Here is a 23139-nt window from a genome sequence, read left to right as displayed (position 1 = left end):
TGATCTGCTTTTTTAAGTTATCTTTCTCCAAAAAAGAAAGTAGGAAAAAAGAAAGTAGAAAACTTCTATATTTATTCGGTGAGTGAAAATAACAAAACTATATTGTGTACTAATTATTATTTATTTCACAAAGTGACTTTTACACAATTTAAATATTGTGGTGTCTGGCAATTTGGTTAACATTTATATTTGCCAGCATAATATAAAACAACATTCATTTAATGTTCAAAAACAGGATGTAACTCACTCGACAATAATCTTATTTATTTATAGAATTTTTCTATTATAAAGTCGTTATCTCTTCAAGAAAATTTATTACATGAGTGTGTTTTTATTGCGAACTCAAAAAAACTTATAATTTTTCTGATAGTTATATTAGATAAGAGATCATGTATGAGACTTTTATTTTTTATTTTTTTCACTTCATTGACTACTACTGCTTTTTCACAGCAAAGTGATCTTAACTTCAATGCATGGGAGAAAAAAGGCGGCTGGGGCATATATAATAAAAAACCTGATAGTCACTTTAACCCATTGAATATTAAGAAATATAGAGAAGGTTATTTAATTTCATTTAGTTATATTATTGGCCTGTTTGAATTTAAAAATGTAAATAATAAATACTGTCTGATTGGCTATAAATGGAATGCAACAAAAGAGAATAAGGAACATAAAAGCATTATTGTCTTTTGGGAGAATGCTAATTATTTGATTGATTGGGATTTACCTGATGAGAAAATGGAAAACCGTTACAAGGCCATAATATTTAGTAAGCTCTTTATTGATATCAATGAATCTGTTGTTCCTTATAAGGAAATAGGGAGAGGGCAAATTTTATGGGCTAAAGAAGGGGTAGTGCAAGTAATTGAGGATTGTGGGCGGTATGGGCAGAAAATCACAATCAAGCCTTCTGAGGTGCTGAATATTGAGTAATTTGAAGTTGAATAAATTAAAGTAAAATAATTTAAGGTTAAATAACGTAAGATTAAATAATAGAAAGCCTGCCCGTGAACTACGGGCATTTTCGAAAGACTTCATTTTTTAAACACGGGCTTATAATCCTTTGAAAAATTAAAGTTTATTTTTCGGCACAAAATCTTGGCTAAAGACCATACGCTTGCGGTCAGGCTCAACTTCTGTCAACGGTTCGACTTCTTGCAGTGTCTCTTTGCAGCGTGTGACGAGCGTATGGTATTCACGGGTACTGACGCGTTTCCATTCCAGCTCTTGCTCTGTCAAATCACGCAAGGCGCGGGCGGGGGAGCCGATTATCAATTTATTGGCATCAAACCTCGCTTCTGCCTTGATAAACGCCATGGCGCCGACAATGCAATTCTCGCCAATTTCCGCACCATCCATAACCACTGAATTCATGCCAATCAGCACATTACGGCGGATCTGGCAGGCATGCAGGATTGCGCCATGCCCAATGTGCCCATTTTCTTCCACGATCGTATCTTGCTGGGGATAACCGTGGATAACACAGTTATCCTGAATGTTAGAACCATCCTTTATCACCAGACGCCCGAAATCTCCGCGCAGGCTGGCATTGGGGCCAATATAGACTTGTTTGCCGATAATGACATCACCGACCAAAACGGCGGTAGGATGAACATAACTGCTTGGATCGATAACTGGGGTCAGGCCGTCAATCTGATAGATTGGCATGATTTATTCCTCCAAAACGTTGGTAGTAAACCGCGGCGGGTTGGGGCAACTGGCCAATGGTCGTTTCACAGTGTTCACTGACGTAGCGCGTTGCTCCAAGGTCAATGTGCTGATAAATATTTATACACAAGTTGCGGGCGATTTGCCCTTCCCATTGTGCGGGTAGCAAGGCATCCGGCAGCAGAGGGTCACGCAGTGCCACGCGCCGGTAAAAATGGATCAGTAATAAGCGTAGTTGGAAACAGCGTTCTGGTGTCAGGTCATCTTGAGGGCAATCCCGCAACAGGGTCATCAAGGGACGGAAAATCACGATAAATTCATGATAATGCTGTGATACTTGATCCAACGCCCAACTGGTTGCCACACGCTCTTTCAGAGTCTGCTCTGAACGGGGGTAAGGATAATCAGCACGGAAGTAGATGACAGAATCGCTGGCGTTGAGTTCGCCCAATAAAGCCGGGATATCGCTTTGGGAACTGCTTGGCGCGGCCATCAGTGTGCTGTTGAGTTGACCAAATCCAAGCCAGCCCAGCTCTTTTTTCAGGCGGGCGCGTTCGTTTTTGGGGGTATTTTCCAATAACAGCAGATCCCACTTCCCATCCCAGGCGGGTTGCCCGTTAAGGTAGATTTTCCCCTCGGCATGACGAAACTGATTCATGCCTCGTTCGGTGATACGGTAATAACTGCGTCGGCCTAACTTTTCGACTTCGAGCCAACCTTCTTTTTGCAAGCGGAATACGGATGTCCTCACAAAACGATCACTGAAACCCATCGGTTCCAGCAAAAGACTTAAGCTGCCAAGCCAGACTTCACCGCCGCGGTGGCTGAGTGCATCTCCATATAGGGAGATGATCAGCGATGTCCCGCTGACGGGCTGGGCATCAAGGGCATGCCGGATAAAGTCATCGAGTTTGTGTGTCATATTTTTCTGTAATCTGCTTAAAAGTGTGTCATGACATTAGCATAACGGTATAAATATGCTTAAGGGAAGTGCATATTGTTCAACTTATTCGTGCGAAAAGACCATTCATTTTTCAGGTATTAACGGCTCTCATTGGCTTGACCTTTATTTTCTAACTGCCAATTAATTGCATTTACTAAGCGATTTTTTCGACGGTGTCGGAAGGCGTTTCCAAGCGCTGCTTTGTTTGTCCCAAGGTTTAAAACAATCCGCATTTACCCATTGTTAAAGGCGTGCACTTTGGTATCAATTGCCAGTATGAGTGGATTGATGTGATTTTTATTTGTTGCCTGACATGGAATTAAAATAGGTGATTATCTGATTTTATATAGTAATAGAAGTTAATCACAATTTAGCTGATGTATTTTCATTTATGTTGGAATACATAAACAATTCTATTATATCCTGTTTAAGAATTATTCAATTCGCACAATGTATCCGATGGTGATTTTATTGCTGAATTATTTTTGCTATTCAGGTGATAGCTATTCAGATGATAACCAAGGAGTGGTACGCCAAAAAATTATGGAGAGTGCAAATGAACAGGGCAATAGACAAAATCCATCAGCTCCTTGAACGTTCCGGCTTGGTATTCACACTGATTACGGAAAACTTACCCGAACAGGCTTTTGCGGTTGTCGATTTTTCTCTGAATGAAGCGCTATCAACCCCTTTCCGGTTGGAAGCGACGTTGACCTGTCAGACTTCAGATATTAATTTTTGTGATGTTTTGGACAGAGATGCCGTCTTCACCGTTTACCGCAATGGGCGGGCTGAACGGCAAATTACCGGCATGGTGACGCATTTTTCACTGCAATCAACCGGGCGTCATCGCAGCCATTACCATATCACCCTCCAGCCTGCTTTGTGGCGCGCATCATTGCGGGTCAATAGTAGGATTTTCCAAAATCAGTCCGTTGTGGATATTGTGGAAAATCTGCTTAGGGAAAACGGGGTGCGCAACGTTTTCTTTGCGCTGGGTTACAAACACCCGCCGCGGGAATTTTGTGTTCAGTACGATGAAAGCGACTTGGCCTTTATTCAGCGTTTGTTGGCCGATGAGGGCATTTTTTACTACTTCACTTTCGATCAGGAACAGCACGAACAACGTATCGTGTTTCACGATTCCTGTTTGTCCCTCAATCACGTTATTAGCGTTCCGTATCGCCCGGAAACCGATGTGACGGGGGAAACCACCTGTATCCGCCACTTCAGTTGGTCAGAGCGTGTCGGGGTTGCCAATATCACCACCAAAGACAGAACCTTTAAGAACCCGCGCTGGAATCGGGAATTCTGGTATGAAGGGCGCAATCTTGATAACCAGCGGATATTGAGCAGCTATCACTATTATGACTTTCCCAGCCGCTATAAAGATGATGAGCTGGGGCAACGGGCAAGTCAGTATCGGCTGGAATACCTGCGTCGGGATACCCAACTTGGCAACGGTCATGGAGACTGTTTTGCCATGTGGCCGGGGCAATTGTTTCATCTGACCGATCACCCCAGAGCGGCTTTCAACGATCAATGGCAGCTTATTCACATCACGCATTCCGGGCGGCAACCACAGGCTGATGAAACCCAGTCCGGTGAAGACGGCACAAGTTTGTCCAACCAATTTACGTTTACCACCCGAAAAAATTCGTACCGTCCTTCCCCCTATCCAAAGCCCAAAATGGAAGGCCCCCATATCGCCACGGTCGTCGGGCCGGAAGGAGAAGAAATCTTCTGTGACGAACATGGGCGGGTTCGTATCCAATTTGACTGGGACAGGTACGGTGAATTCAATGATCAAAGTTCTTGTTGGGTACGGGTCAGTCAGGCCTGGGCCGGGCAATTAATGGGGATGATTGCCATTCCCCGCATTGGTCACGAAGTTCTGGTGGACTTTGTCCACGGCGACCCCGACCAACCGATTATTGTCGGGCGGGCGTATCACGCCAACAATATTCCACCGAACCGCCTGCCGATGGCAAAAACCCAGATGTCGATCCGTTCGAAAACCCATAAGGGCGAAGGATTTAACGAACTGCGCTTTGAAGATGAGAAAGATCGTGAAGAAGTCTTTATCCATGCGCAAAAAAACCTCGCCATTCAGGTTCGCAATTCACGGGGAGAGCGCATTAACTATGACCGCACAACCAGCATTGGTCATGACGATGAACTGGTGATAGCCAATAATCGCAAAGTCACGGTTGAGGGGCAGCAGGATCATAAAACCACTGGCAGCTATATTGAACAGATTGATGGTGACCGTTCGCTACAGCTCAAAGGCGATCTGGCTGAAAAAATTCAAGGGGTTGTCAGCGTGGATGCGCAGGGCGATATCACCCTGCAAAGTGGCAGCAAAATTACCCTGAATGTCGGCGGAAACTTTGTGGTGCTTCATGCGGGCGGCGTTGATATCAAAGGGGCGGCGATCAACCTGAATTCCGGTGGCAGCCCCGGTGACTTACTGGCACCCGCCAATCCCGCCATCCTGCTTGCGGCGGCAAGCGAAGGCTCCATGTTTGTCGCCCACTGTCCAATGAAAGAGCAGGAGGCGCAGGAATGAGTCAGGAAAAATGCTACGCCATTATTGATGGTGCGGCAGAAGCCGATCTGTTTTTGATGCTGGAACGGTATGACCCACCTTCTGCCTGTCTTTACGGTGAACCTCTCCAGCCTGAGTTGGTGGAAATTGCCCCTTATTTGGTTGAGGTGGATGAAAAAGTCAACACCTGGCTGGAATGCCGCAAAACCCCGTGGGGAATTTTCGTCCACAGCGCCGCAGACATGAAAACCGTGCGTCAACATTTACGGAAATACCTGCAAGTGCTGCTTCCTCAGCAGGAAAAGCCGGTATTTTTCCGTTTTTATGATCCGCGCAATATCTGGGATTTTTTCGGCGTATTGAGCGATTGGGAAGTGCACTGCTTTTTGGGGCCTATTTCACGTATCACGACGCTGTATCTTGAAGAAGAGCGCACGGATAACTTTGCCAAGATGAGAGAACCTTTTCCTGATAGTGCCAAGGGAAAATATAAAATTTTCAAAATCAGTGAACAACAGTATGAATTGATAGAAATAAAGCAAAAAGAAAAGTATTTACAAAAACTTAATTCAATTTTGCTATCTGAATTGGCTGAATTAAGGAAAAGCATAAGCATCGCCAATTCCATGCCCTTTTTAACTTTTTTCTATGATTATTTGCTTTCTGAGAAAATTACAGACACTCGTTCTATGGAAGGAATTCTTAAAAAAATGATCCGAGAAGACGATTTTGATATTGATGATTTTGAACAATCCATTTTAATCAGTCTTGCTGATAATGGAACTCCTGGCTGGTATAGAGCAAATCAATTTATTTATAATATTGAGGAATAATAGTCGTGGATACCGTAGTTGGGACTAATGCAGGAAAAGCTTGTGCAACATGTGATACACCACCATCTTGCACTCATAAATATGAAATAAAAGGTGAATCAGAAACTCATCTCAGCTTTCCTGAAAAACATAAAATTTTTGAAGTAGTTAATATCATTTCAGAGAAAAGAGAATACGAAATCACTTCAAATCTAACACCTGTTAAGTGTATAAGTGGTAAATTAAATTGTCCGATTACTCATATATACTCACAAGACAGCCAAGAACAATTCGAGCTAAACCCTAATAATAAAAGTTCGACGTATACTATTAAAAGCGATGTAAAATTACCTGAAATGGACATTTGGGATAAAATTAAAAGTTTATTTACATCATGGGATAATAGTATAGAAGGAAAAACATATTATTCACAAACCTCGGATTGTTCAGGGTTGGTGCAAAGCACGCAAATTAATGTATATCCGAAATATTTAATTTCAGCATCTCTCGGAATTGGGGTAACAACTAATGCCAAGGACCATATTGAAGCTAAACGATCCAATTATTCTAAAGAAGAATTCGAGAGATTAAAAAAAGAGTTAAAGGTTGAAAGATGGAGCCAAATTGGTAAATATATTCATGAAAGAGAGTATACAATAGATTTCAGTTGTTCAGATACATTATTTGATGAGGAAAATAGCTTTGAATTAACTCCGTATGAAAAAAAGAAAAAAATATGGACACATAAAAATTCAATAGTTGAAAGATTAAGAAAATCTGTAGAAAATATGGGGAGTAATCTTTTCAAGAAAGCAGGAGGGAATTTTGGTATAAAAGATGTATCATTAAATGGGCCCAACATATCAATAGAAGGAAAAAAAGAATTAGTAATTATTAATTCACTTCCTGATTTTCAGTATGAGTGGAAATGTTCTTTTTTTCCATTATTCGGAATGATAATAAAAATTGATTTAATTAACGTAATAATCGCAATATTAGGAACACCAAGAGCAGGAAGAGAATGGAGGGAACTACGGGAATTAATGGAAGAACAGCTTGATAATTTAAATGATCCGAAAAATAAATTAGCTGGCGGAACAATATTTTATATAGATCTTACAATAGATGGTGAGTTATTAAATACGGATTTTATATTAACAAAGAAAAACAAAGAAATAGAACCAATAGGAGAGATTGGTGGTAGTTTAGGCTTAGAATTGAGTGTTGGGGTTGAAGCTGGAGCAAGAATTCTGTTTATTGAAGGGTTATTTACTGCATATGGAAAGATGGAGACAAAAATCTCAACGGGTCTAATATGTGATAAATCAGGGCTAGGTATTAATTTCTCTCATGACGGATTAAAATTGATTTTTGAAGTGGAGGTGAAAGCAGGATTTAAAATAAAAAGTAAAAATAATAAAGTCACTCAAGATAGCTTAGAAGAATATGATATAAAGGGGGAGTTATGGAGTAAGAAAATAGCAAGTATTGAAGTGCCTATTGCCGATAAAGGTGAAATGGAACCTATTTATTTTATTGACTTCAAAAAGAACTAAGAAGATTATGATTAATAAATTTTATTTTTTTATTTTTTTATTTTTTTGTTTTTTATTTAAAGGTTATGCTATGAATATAGAGATTGAACCAACAGATTATAGGTTGGAAATTAAATTAAAAAAATGTGCAATGGATGTTTTTGTCAATGATCTTAAAGTGACTTCATATTACGGAAATGGCCCCATGAATACCTTAATTGGAATAGGTGAATATCTAAAGCCTGAAAAAAATAAAATCAGGTTTGTTGTTAAATCATCAAATAATCAGGAAGGTTATTTTGATAAGGGAGCACTTTGCCAATTTACTTTAAAAGCAAGAGAAAGAAATTTGGATACTAACCTTTCGGATTTTTTTAGTTTAAAATACAGCCCAACAAATAACATGCAGTATAATAAATCACTTTCATCTTTAAATATAATTTCCGGGTCTAATGAATGGGGAAAGCTGTTACCCAGTGAGGGGATAATTTACCATAATGATAAACACCTTTATGAATACACGCAACAATTTGATATAAAAGAAAATTACTCTACATGGATGTGGGTCAATTCTACTCAATTCTCGAAAGACAAAAAAGTAGTTAATTTTTTACCGGAACAGTATCAAAATTTACTTCAATCTGCTTATCAAGAATACTGGAGCTTACTAATTTCAAAAGATATATCAGGATTGAAGGAAGCTCATCAAGAAATGTTAAATGAATCGGTAAAAGCTAATGGTGGTGATATACAGTCATATTTTTCTTCTCTAGGATTCGAAAGTATATTCAACGATAATATGTTAAAACTACAGCCTACAGATTTTAGTGAATCTAAAGTGAAAATATCTTTAGATGGAAGAGTTGTATATATGAGCCCATCACCTATTAGATATTTAGATATAGGTGAAGATACAATTTTACTTATATCACCAAAGTTTCGTTTTGATGGTAATAAATTCATTGTAACTCGTTAACTAAAATATTAAGAGGAAGCCAATCTGAAAAGCGGCGCTCCTCTTTTCATGAAAAATTGGGGTAAAAATATGGGTAATGCAGTCAAAATTGGCGATATCGGTACAGGGCATGGTGATTGTTCATCTACTCCCGTTATTGCCGGAGCCAACACAGTGAAAGTTGATGGATCTTATTTTGCACGACAAGGTGATGCGCTAGCCTCTCATTGCTCACACCCACGAGCAATAGCGGGAGGTTCCGGCTCCGTGTTTATTGAGGGAAAACCTGCCGCCAGAACGGGCGATAGTGTGGATTGTGGCGGTGTAGTGATTGGTGGCGGTAGCGTATCTATTGGCTGAAAAGGATAAAAAATTACATCAACAAAAGTGTGCACAGAAACGGAGTTAAAGCACTGATAGATTTAAGTTCTGTTTTGGATTTGAGAAAAGAAAAGGCGGGTGAAATGAGTGCGCTTAGTCAACGATAGCTATAGAAAAAATAAGGAACAGAGCGTGAATGGATATTTCAACCACGACCTGCTGTTAGTCGTGATTTGTTGAGTAAAAATATTTCCTAAAACATCTCCATAATCTATTCAGCGCTATTTTGCTTGTCCCAAGGTTTTTTTGAAATAAAGCTATCAGCCAAGGCATCTACGACGACGCGTACTTTCGGGGACAGGTGTTTATTTTGAGGCCATACGGCGTGAATTGGGAATCCCTGAGTCTGGATTTCGGGGAGTAATCTGATGAGCTGTCCGTTTTGCAGGTAATGAGAAACCAACCAATCCGATAATAGCGCGATACCATGACCATGCAGTGCTGCATCCAATATGGTTTCACTGTGGTTGGACGTTATGCGTCCTTGGACTTGTATCGGTTGGCTGTTGCCTTGTTCATCAAGAAAATGCCAAGGAAGAGTGTGGCCGTCACTGCCAAACGTAATGCATTGATGTTTCGTTAGCTCATTTATTTCGCTGGGATAACCAAATTTCGCCAAATACTGTGGGCTGGCACATACCACGGATTTTTGTACTCCCAGAGGTCTTGCGACAAGCGTTGCGCTTTCATTTAATTGACCGATTCTTATGACCAAATCTACGCCATCATCAATTAAATTAATCCTGCGATCCGTCAGGCTCACGACTAACTCAAGCTCAGGATATTTGTCCACTATATCCATCAGTATGGGCAGAACCCAACGTTTCCCAAAGACGACAGGCATATCAACACGCAATTTTCCTGATGGTGCGATTTTACGTGCTGAAATTTCTAACTGAGCATTTTCAAGCTCGGCTAAAGCGCGTGAACATCTCTTACTGTAAGCATGACCTTCGTCTGTCAGGCTTAATCGTCGAGTGGTTCGATTAAATAAACGCACGCCTAATTGCGCTTCTAGTCGAGAAATGCTCTTGGCGACACCTGACTTTGACATGCTGAGTTTTTCTGCCGCCAGCGTAAAGCTGCCCGTTTCCACGACATGCAGGAAAACAGCGGTATAGCGAAAAGGATCAGAATAGGCCATTTTTAGCACCTAATTGGCGATTTTGGGTCAACTTACTTATGAGTCATTTGCTATATATCATACAACGATCCTTAAATAAAATAGAACAATCATAGCGTGATCCCATGCTGTGAACGGGATAAGGAATAAGATGATGAATGCGAATGTTAACCCCAACATTGTGTTATCACAGAAACTCTTATTTCTATTCGCGCTCGGCGCAGGGCTTGGTGTGGCCAATGTTTATTATCTCCAACCTGCCTTGCATCTTGTTCAGCTTGAGTTTGATGTGGGAGCCGAGCGCGTTGGTTTAGTGCCGACGTTAACCCAAATTGGTTATGCTGCCGGCATGCTATTTCTGGCTCCATTGGGAGATATTCTTTCCCGAAGAAATATGATTTTTGCAAAATCGTTATTTCTTGCATTAGCGCTTATTTTGGCTGCCTTATCCCCTAATCTGATTTCATTGGCGATTGCCGGTGTCGCCATTGGATTGTTAAGCAGTGTTGGACAAGATTTCGTTCCGGTTGTGGCTCAGTTATCCCCTGAGTCACGAAGAGGGCATGTAGTGGGTATCGTAACCACAGGGATATTAGTTGGCATATTGTTGTCGCGCTCCTTGGGCGGGATTGTTTCTGACCTGTTGGGATGGCGGGGAATGCAACTGATAGCGGCAGGATTAATGCTTATTGTCGCTCTATTAGCACGCAGCCGCCTTCCGGCGTTGCCTCCTGTTGTTCACAACACGAATTACAATCAGTTGCTCAGAAGTTTATGGGATTTATGGCAACAACATCGTTCACTCAGGCTTGCTGTAATGACCCAAGCCCTGCTTGCTTCAACGCTGGGGGCATTTTGGTCTACTTTGGCAATGGTGCTCGCCTCTTCCCCCTATTACTTGAGTGCAAGTATTGCCGGGGCATTTGGGATAGCCGGTGCGGCCGGCGCATTGGGGGCTTCTCTTTTTGGCCGACTTGCGGACAAAAAAGGTCCATTGTTGGCGATACGACTAGGATGTGGGCTGGTAGCTGTTTCATTCATAGGCATGTGGTTTTTATCGGGTTCACTGGTCGCGCTTGCGATAGGGGCAATGACATTCGATTTGGGTGTTATGGCGGCATTGGTTTCCCATCAATTTATCGTTAACAACGTAGACCCTAATGCCCGTAGCCGACTCAATGGATTATTGATGACCGGAGCTATGTGCGGCATGGCTATTGGGGCTGCGGCAGGAAGTTTTATGTGGGCCAACTTTGGTTGGGGCGGCCTATGTGCGTTCAGTTTGTCTGCTAGCCTATTGGGGTTAGCGCTGTCATCATTTCATCGTAGCAATGGAGCATTCAAACATGGCTAACTTCATTGAAGAGCAATTAATTCGTCCTCCTTATATTAAGGCTCGGCCCGGTACGCAGGAACCACTAACCGTTGTGTGCTCTTTTCTTTCTCGGGCAGATGATACCCCGTTAACAGAAAGAAGCCGTGCTGACGGGCATGTATTAGACCACAATGGTCATGTTGTCGCTGATCCGGCACAGAACCCTGCGGATAATGCGCTTGAAGGGGAACCTAATATCAATTTTGAACATTGGGGCGAGTATTGGCGGAAAGTGCATGGAGTCCGTTTCATTCACCCAGAAACGGACTCGGATACGGATATTTTAGACAAACTTATCCGCTATGATCAGTTGCATCGTTTAGCGGCTGGGCCGACTCAAGAGGATTCAGTGCCTTATCGTGTTCCTGCGGATGAAAATAGAAAATTGTGGCCCACAGTTATTGGTCACATCGCCCCGTATAATCGCCCGGCTTGGGATGGCATTGCCTATTTAAATTTTTTAAATGAAGATGATATTCCGTTATTACTCGGCAGTGATCGAGTCTTGCAAAAAATATTGCCGGAAGACCAAACGATTTTTCGGGATATAGCCCCTCTGTTGTCGAAACAATACATAATCATTCCTAGCGAGTTTGGAAATGAAGCAATTACATTAGTAAAAACGCATAAGAGGAATACCAATATTTCTCGGTCTGAGTTTCAGGCTTGGTGGTTAGGGGAATATGCTGACGAAATACTTAACCATAATAAGAACACAAAAATTATCAAACGATATGTGCAATTACACAATATTGGGCCAACGGAAAAAGGGCAACCGTTCTACCATAAATACAGTTCTTCTCTTGATGGTGTATCTTTATTAAGTTTTTCCAATATAAATGATTTGGAAGATTATCTAAGAAGCCCTGCGTATCAGAATGTGATAGCGCTTGAGACAAGTAATAATATGCAGACTGAATATTGGACTTCTGCTTCTATTACCCTCGTTAATCGTATCTTTCCTGAATACTTAACTCACAAAAATAACTAAGAACGGTGTTAAGGATAGCCAGCTACGATAACCTGTAGCTGGCTTAAAAAAGTCCAATACCAAGATTATCGTTGACTAATAATTAGAACAAATCCTCTCAAAACTTATTCTAATTTTTTCACAGCGCTAGATGGTTATTTACTGTCGATTAAATCAATAGATTATGGGCATCAGCATCGCTGATCGCGTTGTCTATACCCTATGGATTGCGAGTTGTTACATTTAATTAGCGCGGAAATGGCGTACCAGAGGTGATAATGAGTTATCAACAACCACACTTTTCAATTCCACCTCCACCTAAAGGAGGAAAAGACCGGGATCATTTAGTGATTATTGTGGGTGCTGGTTTAGTTGGGCTCACTCTTGCTTTGGATCTCGGTTTGCGTGGGATTCAGGTTGTCGTACTTGATGAAGACGACACAGTAGTTGATGGATCACGCGCGATTGTCTTTGCTCGTCGTTCCCTGGAGATTTTATCGCGATTAGGGTTAGGTCATCGGCTAATCGTCAAGGGAGTGGCATGGGAAAATGGCACGGTATACCACAAGGATATTCCTCTTTTTCGCAACTCAATTGGTGAATTGAACAAAAGTGAATACCCCGCATTTTTAAATTTGCAGCAGTATTATGTTGAGGAATGGCTTGTGGAGGCTTGCATTGCGACGGGTCATATTGAATTTCGCTGGAAACACAAAGTCATTGAGATAAAGCAAGCGGGTAATTATGTCGATTTAGATATAGCCACCCCAAAAGGAAACTATACTCTCCGGACAAATTGGCTATTGGCGTGTGATGGCGCTAAATCATTTATACGTCGTTCACTTAATTTGCCATTTATTGGCCAAGTGTTTCGGGATAAATTCCTTATCGTTGATATCAGAATGAAATCCTCATTTCCTGCGGAGCGCCGGTTCTGGTTTTCACCAACATTCCACTCAGGCCAATCAGTACTTATGCATAAACAGCCTGATAATATTTGGCGCATTGATTTTCAACTTGGCTGGCAAGCCAATCCCGAAGTTGAACGTCAGGAACAGCATGTACTCGCCAGATTAAAAAGCATGTTTGGGGATACGTCTGATATCGAAGTCATTTGGTCAAGTATTTATACATTTCAGTGCCGTCGTCTTGAAGAATTTGTGCACAACAACATCATTTTTGTCGGTGATTCCGCTCATCAAGTCAGTCCATTTGGGGGACGGGGCGGTAATGGTGGCATTCAAGATGCGGATAACTTAGCCTGGAAACTCGCCGCTGTTCTATCCGGCGTTTCTGATACACGACTGTTGGAAACGTATAATGATGAACGTCGTGTGGCAGCGGATGAAAACATACTGCATTCAACGAGAAGTGCTGAATTTATTACACCGAAGAATCAAGGAACCCTGGCTTACCGTGATGCAGTGCTTGCTCTTGCCAGAACGAGTGAATTTGCTCGTAGCATGGTGAATTCCGGGCGGTTGTCTGCACCGACGGTATTGCATTCAAGTCCGCTGAATTATCCTGCGGGCCTTATCGCGAACAAGATCTTGCCTCTTGGCGCACCGGCACCAGATATGCCATTACAGAGAAACGGTGTTATGGATTGGCTATTGCGTTATATCGGCGGAAATCATTTTACTTTGATGACCTATTCATTGGATCTGAATAAACAAGGAAAAATTTCACTTATTGCTTACCCGACAACACCGAGTTTATTCATTGAATTGACTGATTCAGAAAACCTTTTGAATAGCCGATATGGCATTTCACCGGGTGAAGCCATGCTTTTTCGCCCAGACCAGCATTTATGTGCCCATCTGGTAAACCCGACTCCTGCCGAGCTGGAATGTGCTTATACTACCGCGCTTGGGCAATGTTTCAGGGAGGGAATATAAAAATGTATCTAAACACACGTGGTTCAACCGTCTCAAACGATGAACTTTTCACTTTGCTTACTCAAGCGCATGAACAACTGAGTGAGAGTGAATCACGGCAATTTGATGCCAGTTTAGTTTTATTATTGGCAAATCATATTAGTTCAATGGAAGTAATCAAAGAAGCCATTGAATATGCCAAGAATTCACTTATTTAAAAATGATAATACGTTTTTAATAAACTGTGTTTTTTTTCACAACTTTTTTGTTTTTTTAGAGATATTCTTATGAGATGTAATTTATTTTGATGATGTCATCCGAGCCTTAACGCTTTATAGATAATAGGGAGTGGCGGAAGGAACGATATTTACCATGAACTCTTTTTAACGTGTTATATTTTTTGATTGTGTAATTAATATCGTTTGCATGCGGTGTTTGAAATCAATTTTTATTGGTTTGTTTTTTATTTTCTATTTTTTAATTTATAAAGCGCCATGCGTAACAATTAAGGTATATCTATTGATTTTGGCGAATTATTATCTTGGTGGTGAATAAACTAATTACATTATTTTAGAATAAGAACCGAGCTGATAATAATAAATATATTTTCCTATTCATTCATAAAAAAACACGACTAAAAAATCACGCCTTATGTCAGTAAACATTTTGCGGAGATATTGGATGACTAGTTCAACAACGAAATTTATCACCGGCACTGAAGCACTTGTTGAATTACTGCTTGCCCAGGCGGCTATCGACAAATCTCAAGGTATTAATACTGCTGGCTTTGTATCTGGCTACCGGGGGTCTCCATTAGGTGGGTTTGACCAAATGCTATGGAAACATAATAAAGAATTAAGCGAAGCAGGAATTCGATTTCAGCCAGCAATCAATGAGGATCTTGCTGCAACGGCGCTGATTGGGACACAAAAAGTGGAAACAGATCCGGAGCGTAAAGTCAGTGGCGTTTTCGGGATGTGGTATGGAAAGGGGCCAGGGGTTGATCGCTCAGGGGATGCCTTAAAACATGGCAATGCCTATGGCAGTTCGATGCATGGTGGTGTGCTTGTTGTTGCAGGTGATGATCATGGCTGTGTCTCATCGTCCATGTCTCATCAATCAGACTTGGCAATGATTGCATGGAGCATGCCTGTATTGCATCCATCTTCTGTTGCTGACTATAAAGCCGTTGGTCTGTGGGGCTGGGCCGCTTCACGCATTAGTGGCGCTTGGGTCGGATTTAAGGCTATCAGTGAAACGGTAGAAAGTGGCACGACTCTCCGAACGCATGTGCCAACAGAATTCAAGCAACCAGAGTATATAGACCAAGGGCCGGATGGGTTGCATTGGCGATGGCCTGATCTGCCGGGGCCTCAGGTGGAACAAAGGCTGCAATATAAATTGAAAGCCATTGAAGAATTTGCTCGTCTCAATCCCATTGATCAGGTATTGGTTCCATGCAAAGAGCCGCGAGCGCTGCTGGTTACAGTAGGAAAAACGTATAATGATGTGCTTGAAGCTCTTCGTGTCGGCGGTTTGACACCCAATGATTTGGCTTCACACGGTGTTTTGTGGGTACAAATTAGCTTGGTTTTTCCTTTATCCCCCCTCCTGCAAGATTTGGCTCCACAGGTTGAGCATATCTTTGTCGTGGAAGAGAAGGCGGCTGTGGTAGAAACATTGCTCGCCCGTTATTTATTTAACATCACAAACAATCATCCAATATCCTTATCAGGCAAAAAAAATCCGCACGGGCACATGATATTGCCAGAAGATATTGAATTGCGCCCCTCCCGGATCAGCCAGCCGCTGGCTAATTGGTTATCCCAATTTGGCATTAGTCTCAATATTCCTCTGGAATGGTCTGTCACGCCTGAAAAACAATATTCAAAGTTTCTGAAACGCACACCCTATTTTTGTGCCGGTTGTCCTCATAGCACGTCAACGCGTGTCCCCGAGGGTAGCCACGCCCAGCCAGGGATTGGTTGCCATGTTATGGCTGCCTGGATGGATCGCGGCACAGGGGGCGGCTCGGTTCAGATGGGAGGTGAAGGCGTCGATTGGATTGGTCATGGGCCATTTACGGACAGGAAACATGTTTTCCAAAATCTGGGGGATGGTACTTATTTCCATTCCGGTCATTTGGCGATTCGTCAATCGATAGCGGCAGGCAGCAATATTACCTTCAAGATCTTGTTCAATGATGCTGTAGCAATGACAGGTGGGCAGCCTATTGATGGTGCCATGTCTGTATCCCAAGTTGCCGCTTTAGTTTTGGCTGAAGGCGTGAAAGCGGTTGCTGTCGTGGCCGAAGATATTAAGAAATACGACAAAAATAACTCACTTCCCCCAGATGTTGGCCTTTACCATCGCGACTTTTTAGAACGTGTCCAGCGTGAATTCCGTAACACGCAAGGCGTCACAGTCATTATTTTTGATCAAGCCTGTGCTACCGAATTGCGCCGTAAACGGAAACGCGGGCTGGTTCCTCGTTCTAAGGTCAGTACATTCATCAATGACCGCGTATGTGAAGGATGCGGAGATTGCCAAATACAATCCAATTGCCTTGCTATTACGCCAATAAAAACGTCTTTGGGGCAGAAAAGGTCAATTGATCAGAATAGCTGCAATTATGACCTCTCTTGCTTAAAAGGGTTTTGCCCAAGTTTTATCACCATTGAAGGTGCCAACCCCAAAAAGGATATAGCGAGGCGCATTCCTCAAACTGAATTAGATGTGATGGTCAGCCAACTGAAATATCCCGTGATTGCCGCACAAGCTGAACCGTATGAAGTTCTTTTGGCCGGCATTGGGGGAACCGGAATTGTGACTGCGGCAAGGCTTCTTGCTTATGCTGCAGAGCAGGATGGCAATGCGGTTAGTGCGCTGAATTTCAGTGGATTTGCACAAAAAGGCGGAGAAGTTCTCTCCCACGTTCGTTTCTGTCGCAACAAAAACATTCTCCATCAGGTTCGTATTGATAGGGCGCGGGCAAATCTGGTCATTGCTGCGGATCTCGTTGTCGGGGTCGGCATGGCAAGTCTGGAGGTTATCTCTGCGGTTTCTACGGCTTGTGTCGCGAATACCCATGAAGCTCAAACCGGTGCAATGTTGCGGGATACGGCATTGCAGCTTGATGAAGGGGGGATGTTGAAAACCTTGCGTAATCACTGCCGACGTTTTAATAGCATCAATGCGAATATGATTGCTACGCATTTGGTTGGCGATCATGATCAAGCCAACATCGTGCTTCTCGGTTATGCCTGGCAATCGGGCTTTATACCCATCACTTTCCCGTCGATAGCGTCAGCCATTGGACGGCTTGGCAAGGCCTCCCAAAGTGCCCTGAGTGCTTTCCACTTAGGGAGAATAGCGGCAGCCCATCCGGAAATGATTCACAGCCACCTGATGGATTCAAAAGAAGCAATACCTGAGTCTCTCGATGATTTAATCGCCTACCGTAGCGATTTCCTCACTAAATATCAGAATCCGGCTTATGCCAAACGTTATGCAGAACGGATAGAACGTGTGAGAGTCGCTGCATCCAAATTAAATACACCGACATTGCAAGGTGACAGCTTGGCACACGTTGTCGCGGAAAACTTGTTCAAGCTGATGGCTTATAAGGATGAATACGAAGTCGCGCGGCTTTTTGTCGAGACTGATTTTCTTGCCAAGGTGAAAAATCAATTCGAAGGCAAATATAAAATACGTTTCCATATGAGCCCCCCTCTTTGGCATCGTAAAGATGCCCGTACTGGGCAACGAGGGAAAATCTCACTCGGCTCTTGGTTGATCCCTTTGTTAAAAATCATGGCGAAAGCCCGCTTTCTTCGAGGGACTGCCTTTGACCTGTTCGGGCTGCAAAAAGAACGAAAAATGGAGAGACAATTACTTTCTGATTATGAAAAGCTTGTCGACCATATCGTCAATATTGTGACTCCAGAACGACTCTCCCTTTGCCTCCAACTTTCTGCACTTCCCAGCCAAATCCGTGGATTTGGTTATGTTAAGTCTCATGCTGTTAAACAGGTAGATAAAAAAAGACAAGAACTGCTTACGCAGCTCAATAAAACACTACAAAGCTCAGAAGAAGGTACTGACACAGTACATGCATAATCTTCTGCCGAAAAAATATTCCTTACTGAAAATGGGCATTAAATATTATGACGACTCAGCCGGCCATATCAGTAGTACGAGAACTCATTGATAGTTTTGTTGACAGAAATTCTTTTTTTGAATTGGACGCCCTCGCTGAACATGACTGCACTTACTTTGGATCAGAGCGGCGTAAGATCCCGGGGGATGGCATTGTCACCGGATTTGCCCGCATAAATGGACGTTCGGTCGTGCTTTATGCGCATGACGATAGCTTCCTTGGTGGCAGCTCCAGCCGAATGCATGCCCTGAAAATAACCAAGGTTCTGGATTTGGCCATCAAGACCGGTGTGCCCGTGATTGGGCTTAATAGTTCTAGTGGGATAAGGATCCATGAGGGGATTGATGCCGGGGTACAATTTGCCGAGGTTTTCTATAAGACGGTCAAAGCCTCTGGCGTTATTCCGCAAATCTCAATATTGCTGGGGGATTGTGCCGGTGGGGCAGCCTATACCCCGGCGCTGACCGACTTCGTTATTATGGTTAAGGACAGTTCAACGATGTTTTTAACTGGCCCGACAGTGATACGGCAAGCTACAGGTGAAGAAGTCACAAAAGAAGATATTGGCAGCGCCATGTTGCATGCCAAAACGACAGGATTGGCGCATTTTGTCGTGAATACCCCAGAAGAAGCGCTGAGTGTGGCCCGTGAGCTTTTAGAATTCTTGCCCCAGAATAATTGCTCGCCAGCGCCACAACGTGTTGCAGAAGAACGAATAACCGCCCGATTATCCGGCATCATTCCTCGGGATAGCAACGAACCCTATGATGTCACAGAAGTGATTGGGGAAATTGTGGACGGCGCTAACTATCTTGAAGTGCATCATTACTATGCTCCCAATATCGTCACTGCATTTGCCCATCTTTGCGGTATTCCCATTGGTATTATTGCTAACCAGCCTAAAACCCTCGCAGGATGTTTAGATATCGCGGCTTCTGAAAAAGCGGCGCGTTTCGTGCGTTTTTGTGATGCTTTTAATATTCCTATCCTAACGTTGATTGATGTTCCGGGATATTTGCCGGGCATTAATCAGGAAGCGGGCGGGATCATTGGTGCCGGCGCAAAACTCTTGCATGCTTATTGCGAATCTTCTGTGCCCAAAATAGCGGTCGTCCTGCGTAAAGCCTATGGCGGGGCTCATCCAACGCTTGCCAACAAATGGGCCACTGACATGATTTTTGCGCTGCCGGAAGCTGAAATTGCCATTATGGGCCCCCAAGCGGCGGTTGATGTCATTTTTCGCCGCCAGATGGCGGATGCTGAAGATCCCCAAGCCCGGCGCGCCGAACTTGTCACCGAATACCGCAATGCGCACGCGAGCGCAGATTATTCAGCCCGCCGAGGCTATATCAATGGATTTCTGGACGATCAAACGATACGTCCGGCTCTCGCCAACGCCTTCCGAATTCTCCAAGACAAAATTGCTGTAAGCCCAGGGCGTAAGCATTCCAATATTCAACTTTAAGTGAGGGAATACCGTGAAAATACCCCGCAATGCAGAGAATGATTTTCTCCCTGATACCGTCAAAATTCGTCAAGAGTGGTTGGTTGAACAGATTGGACGGGATTTTCCGTACTTGTTTAACCAATTATCTACACCATTATCTTCGCTGATTGGCACGATAGAGAATTATGTGGGGATGGCAGGCATCCCTGTTGGGCTTGCTGGCCCTTTGCGGATTGAAGGCAGCTATGCCAAAGGTGATTTTATCGTTCCATTGGCCACAACGGAGGGGGCGCTGGTGGCATCGTTTTCCCGAGGAATGCAGGTAATGACCGAATCTGGCGGATGTCATGTCTTTTCACCAGCAAATGAGTGGGGAACAGAAGGCAGTGAACATACCCACTATAAGTTCCGCGGCAATGCGTTGACTAAGATATCCGCCATTTGGCTGCATCGCGCTTCTGATGCTGCATTGTTTGACGAATGGTTGCGCCAACATGCAGAAAAAATTGCCGAAGCAGCAAATAAGACCAGCCGTTTTGCACGGTTGAAAGAAGTGACGCCCCTATTTCAGGGAAATATTGTTGGTCTGGCGTTTCGCTACGAAACCGGAAATGCCATGGGACTGAACATGGCTACAAAAGCGAATGAGGCGGCATGTGCCTATATTCAATCTCATGCCAGTCACTGGGTTGGAGGATATTTTAACACCTTGGGAGGGGATAAACGTTTTGTGCCGGATGAAGCCAAAGGGCGCTATGTGACAGCCAGCGCAGTGTTGCCGGCAGAATTGATCATGCAAAAATTCCGTTCCACACCCGAGCGTATGCAAAAATTCCTGCAAGCGTGCCATCTGATTTTAGGCCAGCGGGGAGCGACCGGGCAGAATATTCACATCGCTAATGCGCTGACTGCGCTTTTCATTGCCTGTGGGCAGGATCCTGCTTTCGTCACCGTGTCTTTCTTCAATGCCAGCACCTCTTTTGAAATCAATGCCGAAGGCGCACTGGTAGCCAGTGTAACGTTGCCGAATATTATTGTCGGCGCAATTGGCGGAGGAACAAAACTTCCCATACAGCGGGAATGCCTTGCGATGATTGGGTGCGAAGATGATGCGGATAAGCTGGCTGAGATTTGCGCTGCTGTTGCGTTGGCGGGCGAAATTTCTGTCGCGGGGGCTGTCAGCGCCGGGGAGTTTACCCGGGCGCATACCCGACTTGGCCGTGGCTTGCTTGATAGCAATATTAACCACGCATCCAAAAATTCGGGGACATCGCTATGATTCAACGTGTATTGCTTGCCTGCCGTGGAGAAATTGCCCTGCGTTTCATTCGGACAGCACATCGTCTTGGTATTGAAACAATTGCGGTGCACGATGCGGAAGAAAAGGCCGCACCTTTCGTTATGGCTGCAACCTATAAGGTACAAGCGGAGACGGTTAATCCCTTTGCCTCAGCGGATTGCCTGTTGGCTATTGCCGGTAAATACCGTGCTGATGCCATTGCGCCCGGCTATGGCCCGCTGGCTGAAAATGCGGATTTTGCCAAAGCATGCGCAGATGCCGGCATTCTTTTTATTGGCCCAAATGTATCCGCGCTTCGTCTGGTTGGAAATAAAATTCAGGCACGCCAACTAGCCGCCTCGGTGGATGTGCCGATTATTCCCGGCTCAGCCGTGACATCGCTGGGTGAAGCCCAAGAATTGGCGGAAGGCATCGGGTATCCAGTGCTGTTAAAGGCGGCAAATGGGGGCGGCGGGAGAGGGATCCGGCTTGCAGAAAGCCGCGACAGGCTAGAATTGGCTTGGAAAGAGGTTGAGCGGGAAGGTTTAGCGGCATTCGGCACCGCCGAGCTCTATATTGAGCGTTTCCTTGGGCACGATATTCGTCATGTTGAAGTTCAGATTTTGGCTGATCTGGCTGGAAACGTCATCGCACTTGGTGAGCGGGGCTGTAGTGTTCAACGCCGGCGGCAAAAGATGGTGGAAGAGTCTCCGGCACCCGGAATTGATACGGCCTTAAGTCAGGCAATTCATGAGTCAGCTATCAAATTTGCCCGAGCTGCGGGTTATTCCAGTGCAGGAACAGTGGAGTTCTTGGTTGATACTGCCGGACAGTTCTATTTTATTGAGATGAACGGGCGTATTCAGGTTGAGCATCCTGTGACTGAAGCCGTGACGGGAATTGATATCGTGGAAGCGATGTTTACTGTCGCAGAAGGGAAGCCACTCAGCAATGATGTGCTGAATGCCGTCATTCATGGTCACGCGCTGGAATTTCGCATTTGTGCGGAAGATCCATTTCAGGAATTCATGCCAATGGGCGGGGCTATCACCGCGTGCAATTATCCACACGGGCCGGGGATACGCATTGACAGTGGCATCGCTGAAAATCAGGTTCAACTTACACGATATGACAGCCTTTGCCTGAAACTTATTGTTTGGGGCAGACATCGGGACGAAGCTGTTTCCCGGGCGAAGATAGCGTTAAATGAGTTGTTAATCGCAGGACTGCCAACCAACATTCCTTTTCATCGCTGGCTGATTGATTATGAGCCATTTTCGACGGGAAACTATGATTTGTCCCTGACATCTCATTATCATCCCGAACCTCCCAGTGAAACTCTACAGCATGACATTGCTATCGCAGCCGCGTTGCGGGAATTCTTGACCATGAACGCAACGTCTGAAGGGGCTGCCGTTTCATCTTCGCCCTCAAATTGGCGTCTTATGAACGAACGGAGAGTTTCCTATGGTGAATAAATTGTTTTCCATTCAAATGAAAGTTCCTGGCGCTGCATCGAAACAACATGTGTTGCGTATTGCTGATGAGGAGAATGGTCAATTTTCTGCAACAGTTGATAAAGGTGGCCCGACGCGTGTCCGCCTTCTCAAGCTGGATCAAACAGGAAAATATGATCGCCTGATTATCGATTTTGACGGAACAATCAAGAGCATCATTTTGGGTAAAAAAAGTGAGTCTGTGAAAACTTTTTCTGCGGATGCAGACAGTTACCATCTGGATATAAACGTAACAAATGGTGTGCTCTCTGCGTTTAGCCATAAGAAGGATGAACTTGATAGAAATGAAATCCGCGCGCCATTCCATTCTATCGTTTCGGAAATATTAGTTAGCCCCGGTGATGTTATTGAGGCAGATCAGCCTGTATTGAGACTTGAGTCCATGAAGGTTATTTCGACTTATTTTTCACCTTCATATTGCCGTGTAGCAGGCATTTTTGTTGTGGAAGGGCAAGCTGTTGAAACGGGGCTTTTGCTTGTTCGTTTTGAACCTCTTTCAGTAACACCATAAAGCATGATCCTAAAAATAATGATCCCATAAACCATGAAT

Annotated in this window: 17 protein-coding genes and 1 pseudogene; 15 read left to right on the top strand and 3 right to left on the bottom strand. The window is 43.8% G+C overall.

All coding sequences use genetic code 11. The features are described 5' to 3' along the window. The first annotated feature begins 393 nt into the window (after window positions 1-393). Window positions 394-933: a hypothetical protein gene (locus BM100_RS08340; RefSeq protein WP_092509837.1), complete on the top strand. Its 540-nt coding sequence runs from the start codon at window positions 394-396 to the stop codon at window positions 931-933. Window positions 934-1071: 138 nt separating this feature from the next. Here BM100_RS08340 and paaY read toward each other — a convergent pair whose 3' ends face one another. Then, window positions 1072-1668: a phenylacetic acid degradation protein PaaY gene (paaY, locus tag BM100_RS08335; protein WP_092509835.1), complete on the bottom strand. Its 597-nt coding sequence runs from the start codon at window positions 1666-1668 to the stop codon at window positions 1072-1074. After that, window positions 1649-2590, bottom strand: coding sequence for a phenylacetic acid degradation operon negative regulatory protein PaaX (gene paaX, locus BM100_RS08330; protein WP_092509833.1), 942 nt, complete (start codon window positions 2588-2590; stop codon window positions 1649-1651). Before paaX ends, paaY begins: the two co-directional genes overlap by 20 nt. Before the next feature lie 577 nt (window positions 2591-3167). On the opposite strand from paaX, the gene BM100_RS08325 reads away from it, so the two are divergent. The 5 genes from BM100_RS08325 (at window position 3168) to BM100_RS08305 (ending at window position 8821) form a co-directional block, all read left to right on the top strand. After that, window positions 3168-5180: a type VI secretion system Vgr family protein gene (locus BM100_RS08325; protein WP_092509831.1), complete on the top strand. Its 2013-nt coding sequence runs from the start codon at window positions 3168-3170 to the stop codon at window positions 5178-5180. Further along, a complete protein-coding gene (locus BM100_RS08320; RefSeq protein ID WP_092509829.1) occupies window positions 5177-5992 on the top strand; it encodes a DUF4123 domain-containing protein in 816 nt (271 codons plus the stop codon). Before BM100_RS08325 ends, BM100_RS08320 begins: the two co-directional genes overlap by 4 nt. A 5-nt stretch (window positions 5993-5997) precedes the next feature. Next, window positions 5998-7527 (top strand): hypothetical protein, encoded by a 1530-nt coding sequence (locus BM100_RS08315; protein WP_092509827.1) that lies wholly within the window; start codon window positions 5998-6000, stop codon window positions 7525-7527. Between the two features lie 70 nt (window positions 7528-7597). Continuing rightward, window positions 7598-8482, top strand: a complete 885-nt coding sequence (locus BM100_RS08310) for a hypothetical protein (RefSeq protein ID WP_139216941.1) — start codon at window positions 7598-7600, stop codon at window positions 8480-8482. A gap of 69 nt (window positions 8483-8551) precedes the next feature. Next, the gene (locus tag BM100_RS08305) at window positions 8552-8821 is read left to right on the top strand and encodes a PAAR domain-containing protein (protein WP_092509996.1); all 270 of its coding nucleotides are present in this window, start codon (window positions 8552-8554) and stop codon (window positions 8819-8821) included. 232 nt (window positions 8822-9053) lie between these two features. Here the strand turns inward: BM100_RS08305 and BM100_RS08300 are convergent, their stop codons facing one another. Beyond that, on the bottom strand, window positions 9054-9986 hold the full coding sequence (locus BM100_RS08300; RefSeq protein WP_092509823.1) for a LysR family transcriptional regulator: 933 nt from the start codon (window positions 9984-9986) through the stop codon (window positions 9054-9056). Between the two features lie 130 nt (window positions 9987-10116). On the opposite strand from BM100_RS08300, the gene BM100_RS08295 reads away from it, so the two are divergent. From BM100_RS08295 to BM100_RS08255, 9 genes and pseudogenes are all read left to right on the top strand, one after another. After that, window positions 10117-11319 carry an MFS transporter gene (locus BM100_RS08295; protein ID WP_211284490.1) on the top strand — a complete coding sequence of 401 codons (1203 nt, stop codon included), beginning with the start codon at window positions 10117-10119 and terminating at the stop codon, window positions 11317-11319. Further along, entirely contained in the window at window positions 11312-12331 is a 1020-nt protein-coding gene (locus tag BM100_RS08290) for a hypothetical protein (RefSeq protein WP_092509819.1), read from the top strand. The genes BM100_RS08295 and BM100_RS08290 overlap by 8 nt, the downstream gene beginning before the upstream one ends. Before the next feature lie 257 nt (window positions 12332-12588). Next, window positions 12589-14208 (top strand): FAD-dependent monooxygenase, encoded by a 1620-nt coding sequence (locus BM100_RS08285; protein ID WP_092509817.1) that lies wholly within the window; start codon window positions 12589-12591, stop codon window positions 14206-14208. 2 nt (window positions 14209-14210) lie between these two features. Beyond that, window positions 14211-14405: a DUF2783 domain-containing protein gene (locus tag BM100_RS08280; protein ID WP_169924678.1), complete on the top strand. Its 195-nt coding sequence runs from the start codon at window positions 14211-14213 to the stop codon at window positions 14403-14405. A gap of 430 nt (window positions 14406-14835) precedes the next feature. After that, window positions 14836-18306 (top strand): annotated as a pseudogene (locus tag BM100_RS08275) (indolepyruvate ferredoxin oxidoreductase family protein); the annotation flags it as partial. A 47-nt stretch (window positions 18307-18353) separates the two neighbouring features. Then, the gene (locus BM100_RS08270; RefSeq protein ID WP_092509811.1) at window positions 18354-19811 is read left to right on the top strand and encodes an acyl-CoA carboxylase subunit beta; all 1458 of its coding nucleotides are present in this window, start codon (window positions 18354-18356) and stop codon (window positions 19809-19811) included. A 13-nt stretch (window positions 19812-19824) separates the two neighbouring features. Continuing rightward, the gene (locus BM100_RS08265; protein ID WP_092509808.1) at window positions 19825-21072 is read left to right on the top strand and encodes a hydroxymethylglutaryl-CoA reductase; all 1248 of its coding nucleotides are present in this window, start codon (window positions 19825-19827) and stop codon (window positions 21070-21072) included. Next, window positions 21069-22550, top strand: coding sequence for an acetyl-CoA carboxylase biotin carboxylase subunit (locus tag BM100_RS08260; protein WP_092509806.1), 1482 nt, complete (start codon window positions 21069-21071; stop codon window positions 22548-22550). The genes BM100_RS08265 and BM100_RS08260 overlap by 4 nt, the downstream gene beginning before the upstream one ends. Then, window positions 22540-23100, top strand: coding sequence for an acyl-CoA carboxylase biotin carboxyl carrier protein subunit (locus BM100_RS08255; protein ID WP_092509804.1), 561 nt, complete (start codon window positions 22540-22542; stop codon window positions 23098-23100). Before BM100_RS08260 ends, BM100_RS08255 begins: the two co-directional genes overlap by 11 nt. Window positions 23101-23139: the final 39 nt, after the last annotated feature.

The sequence above is a fragment of the Xenorhabdus mauleonii genome (genome assembly GCF_900113945.1).
Taxonomy (GTDB): domain Bacteria; phylum Pseudomonadota; class Gammaproteobacteria; order Enterobacterales; family Enterobacteriaceae; genus Xenorhabdus; species Xenorhabdus mauleonii.
The sequence above is the reverse complement of the archived record's forward strand: the minus strand, read 5'-3'. Positions and strand labels throughout refer to the sequence as shown.

Bases quoted from the DNA above. Each gene is read 5' to 3' on its own strand.
- BM100_RS08290 (WP_092509819.1), top strand. From the start codon at position 11,312: ATGGCTAACTTCATTGAAGAGCAATTAATTCGTCCTCCTTATATTAAG.
- BM100_RS08270 (WP_092509811.1), top strand. From the start codon at position 18,354: ATGACGACTCAGCCGGCCATATCAGTAGTACGAGAACTCATTGATAGT.
- BM100_RS08305 (WP_092509996.1), top strand. From the start codon at position 8,552: ATGGGTAATGCAGTCAAAATTGGCGATATCGGTACAGGGCATGGTGAT.
- BM100_RS08325 (WP_092509831.1), top strand. From the start codon at position 3,168: ATGAACAGGGCAATAGACAAAATCCATCAGCTCCTTGAACGTTCCGGC.
- BM100_RS08280 (WP_169924678.1), top strand. From the start codon at position 14,211: ATGTATCTAAACACACGTGGTTCAACCGTCTCAAACGATGAACTTTTC.
- BM100_RS08340 (WP_092509837.1), top strand. From the start codon at position 394: ATGAGACTTTTATTTTTTATTTTTTTCACTTCATTGACTACTACTGCT.
- BM100_RS08260 (WP_092509806.1), top strand. From the start codon at position 21,069: ATGATTCAACGTGTATTGCTTGCCTGCCGTGGAGAAATTGCCCTGCGT.
- BM100_RS08320 (WP_092509829.1), top strand. From the start codon at position 5,177: ATGAGTCAGGAAAAATGCTACGCCATTATTGATGGTGCGGCAGAAGCC.
- BM100_RS08295 (WP_211284490.1), top strand. From the start codon at position 10,117: ATGATGAATGCGAATGTTAACCCCAACATTGTGTTATCACAGAAACTC.
- BM100_RS08310 (WP_139216941.1), top strand. From the start codon at position 7,598: ATGAATATAGAGATTGAACCAACAGATTATAGGTTGGAAATTAAATTA.
- paaY (WP_092509835.1), bottom strand. From the start codon at position 1,668: ATGCCAATCTATCAGATTGACGGCCTGACCCCAGTTATCGATCCAAGC.
- BM100_RS08300 (WP_092509823.1), bottom strand. From the start codon at position 9,986: ATGGCCTATTCTGATCCTTTTCGCTATACCGCTGTTTTCCTGCATGTC.
- BM100_RS08255 (WP_092509804.1), top strand. From the start codon at position 22,540: ATGGTGAATAAATTGTTTTCCATTCAAATGAAAGTTCCTGGCGCTGCA.
- BM100_RS08285 (WP_092509817.1), top strand. From the start codon at position 12,589: ATGAGTTATCAACAACCACACTTTTCAATTCCACCTCCACCTAAAGGA.
- paaX (WP_092509833.1), bottom strand. From the start codon at position 2,590: ATGACACACAAACTCGATGACTTTATCCGGCATGCCCTTGATGCCCAG.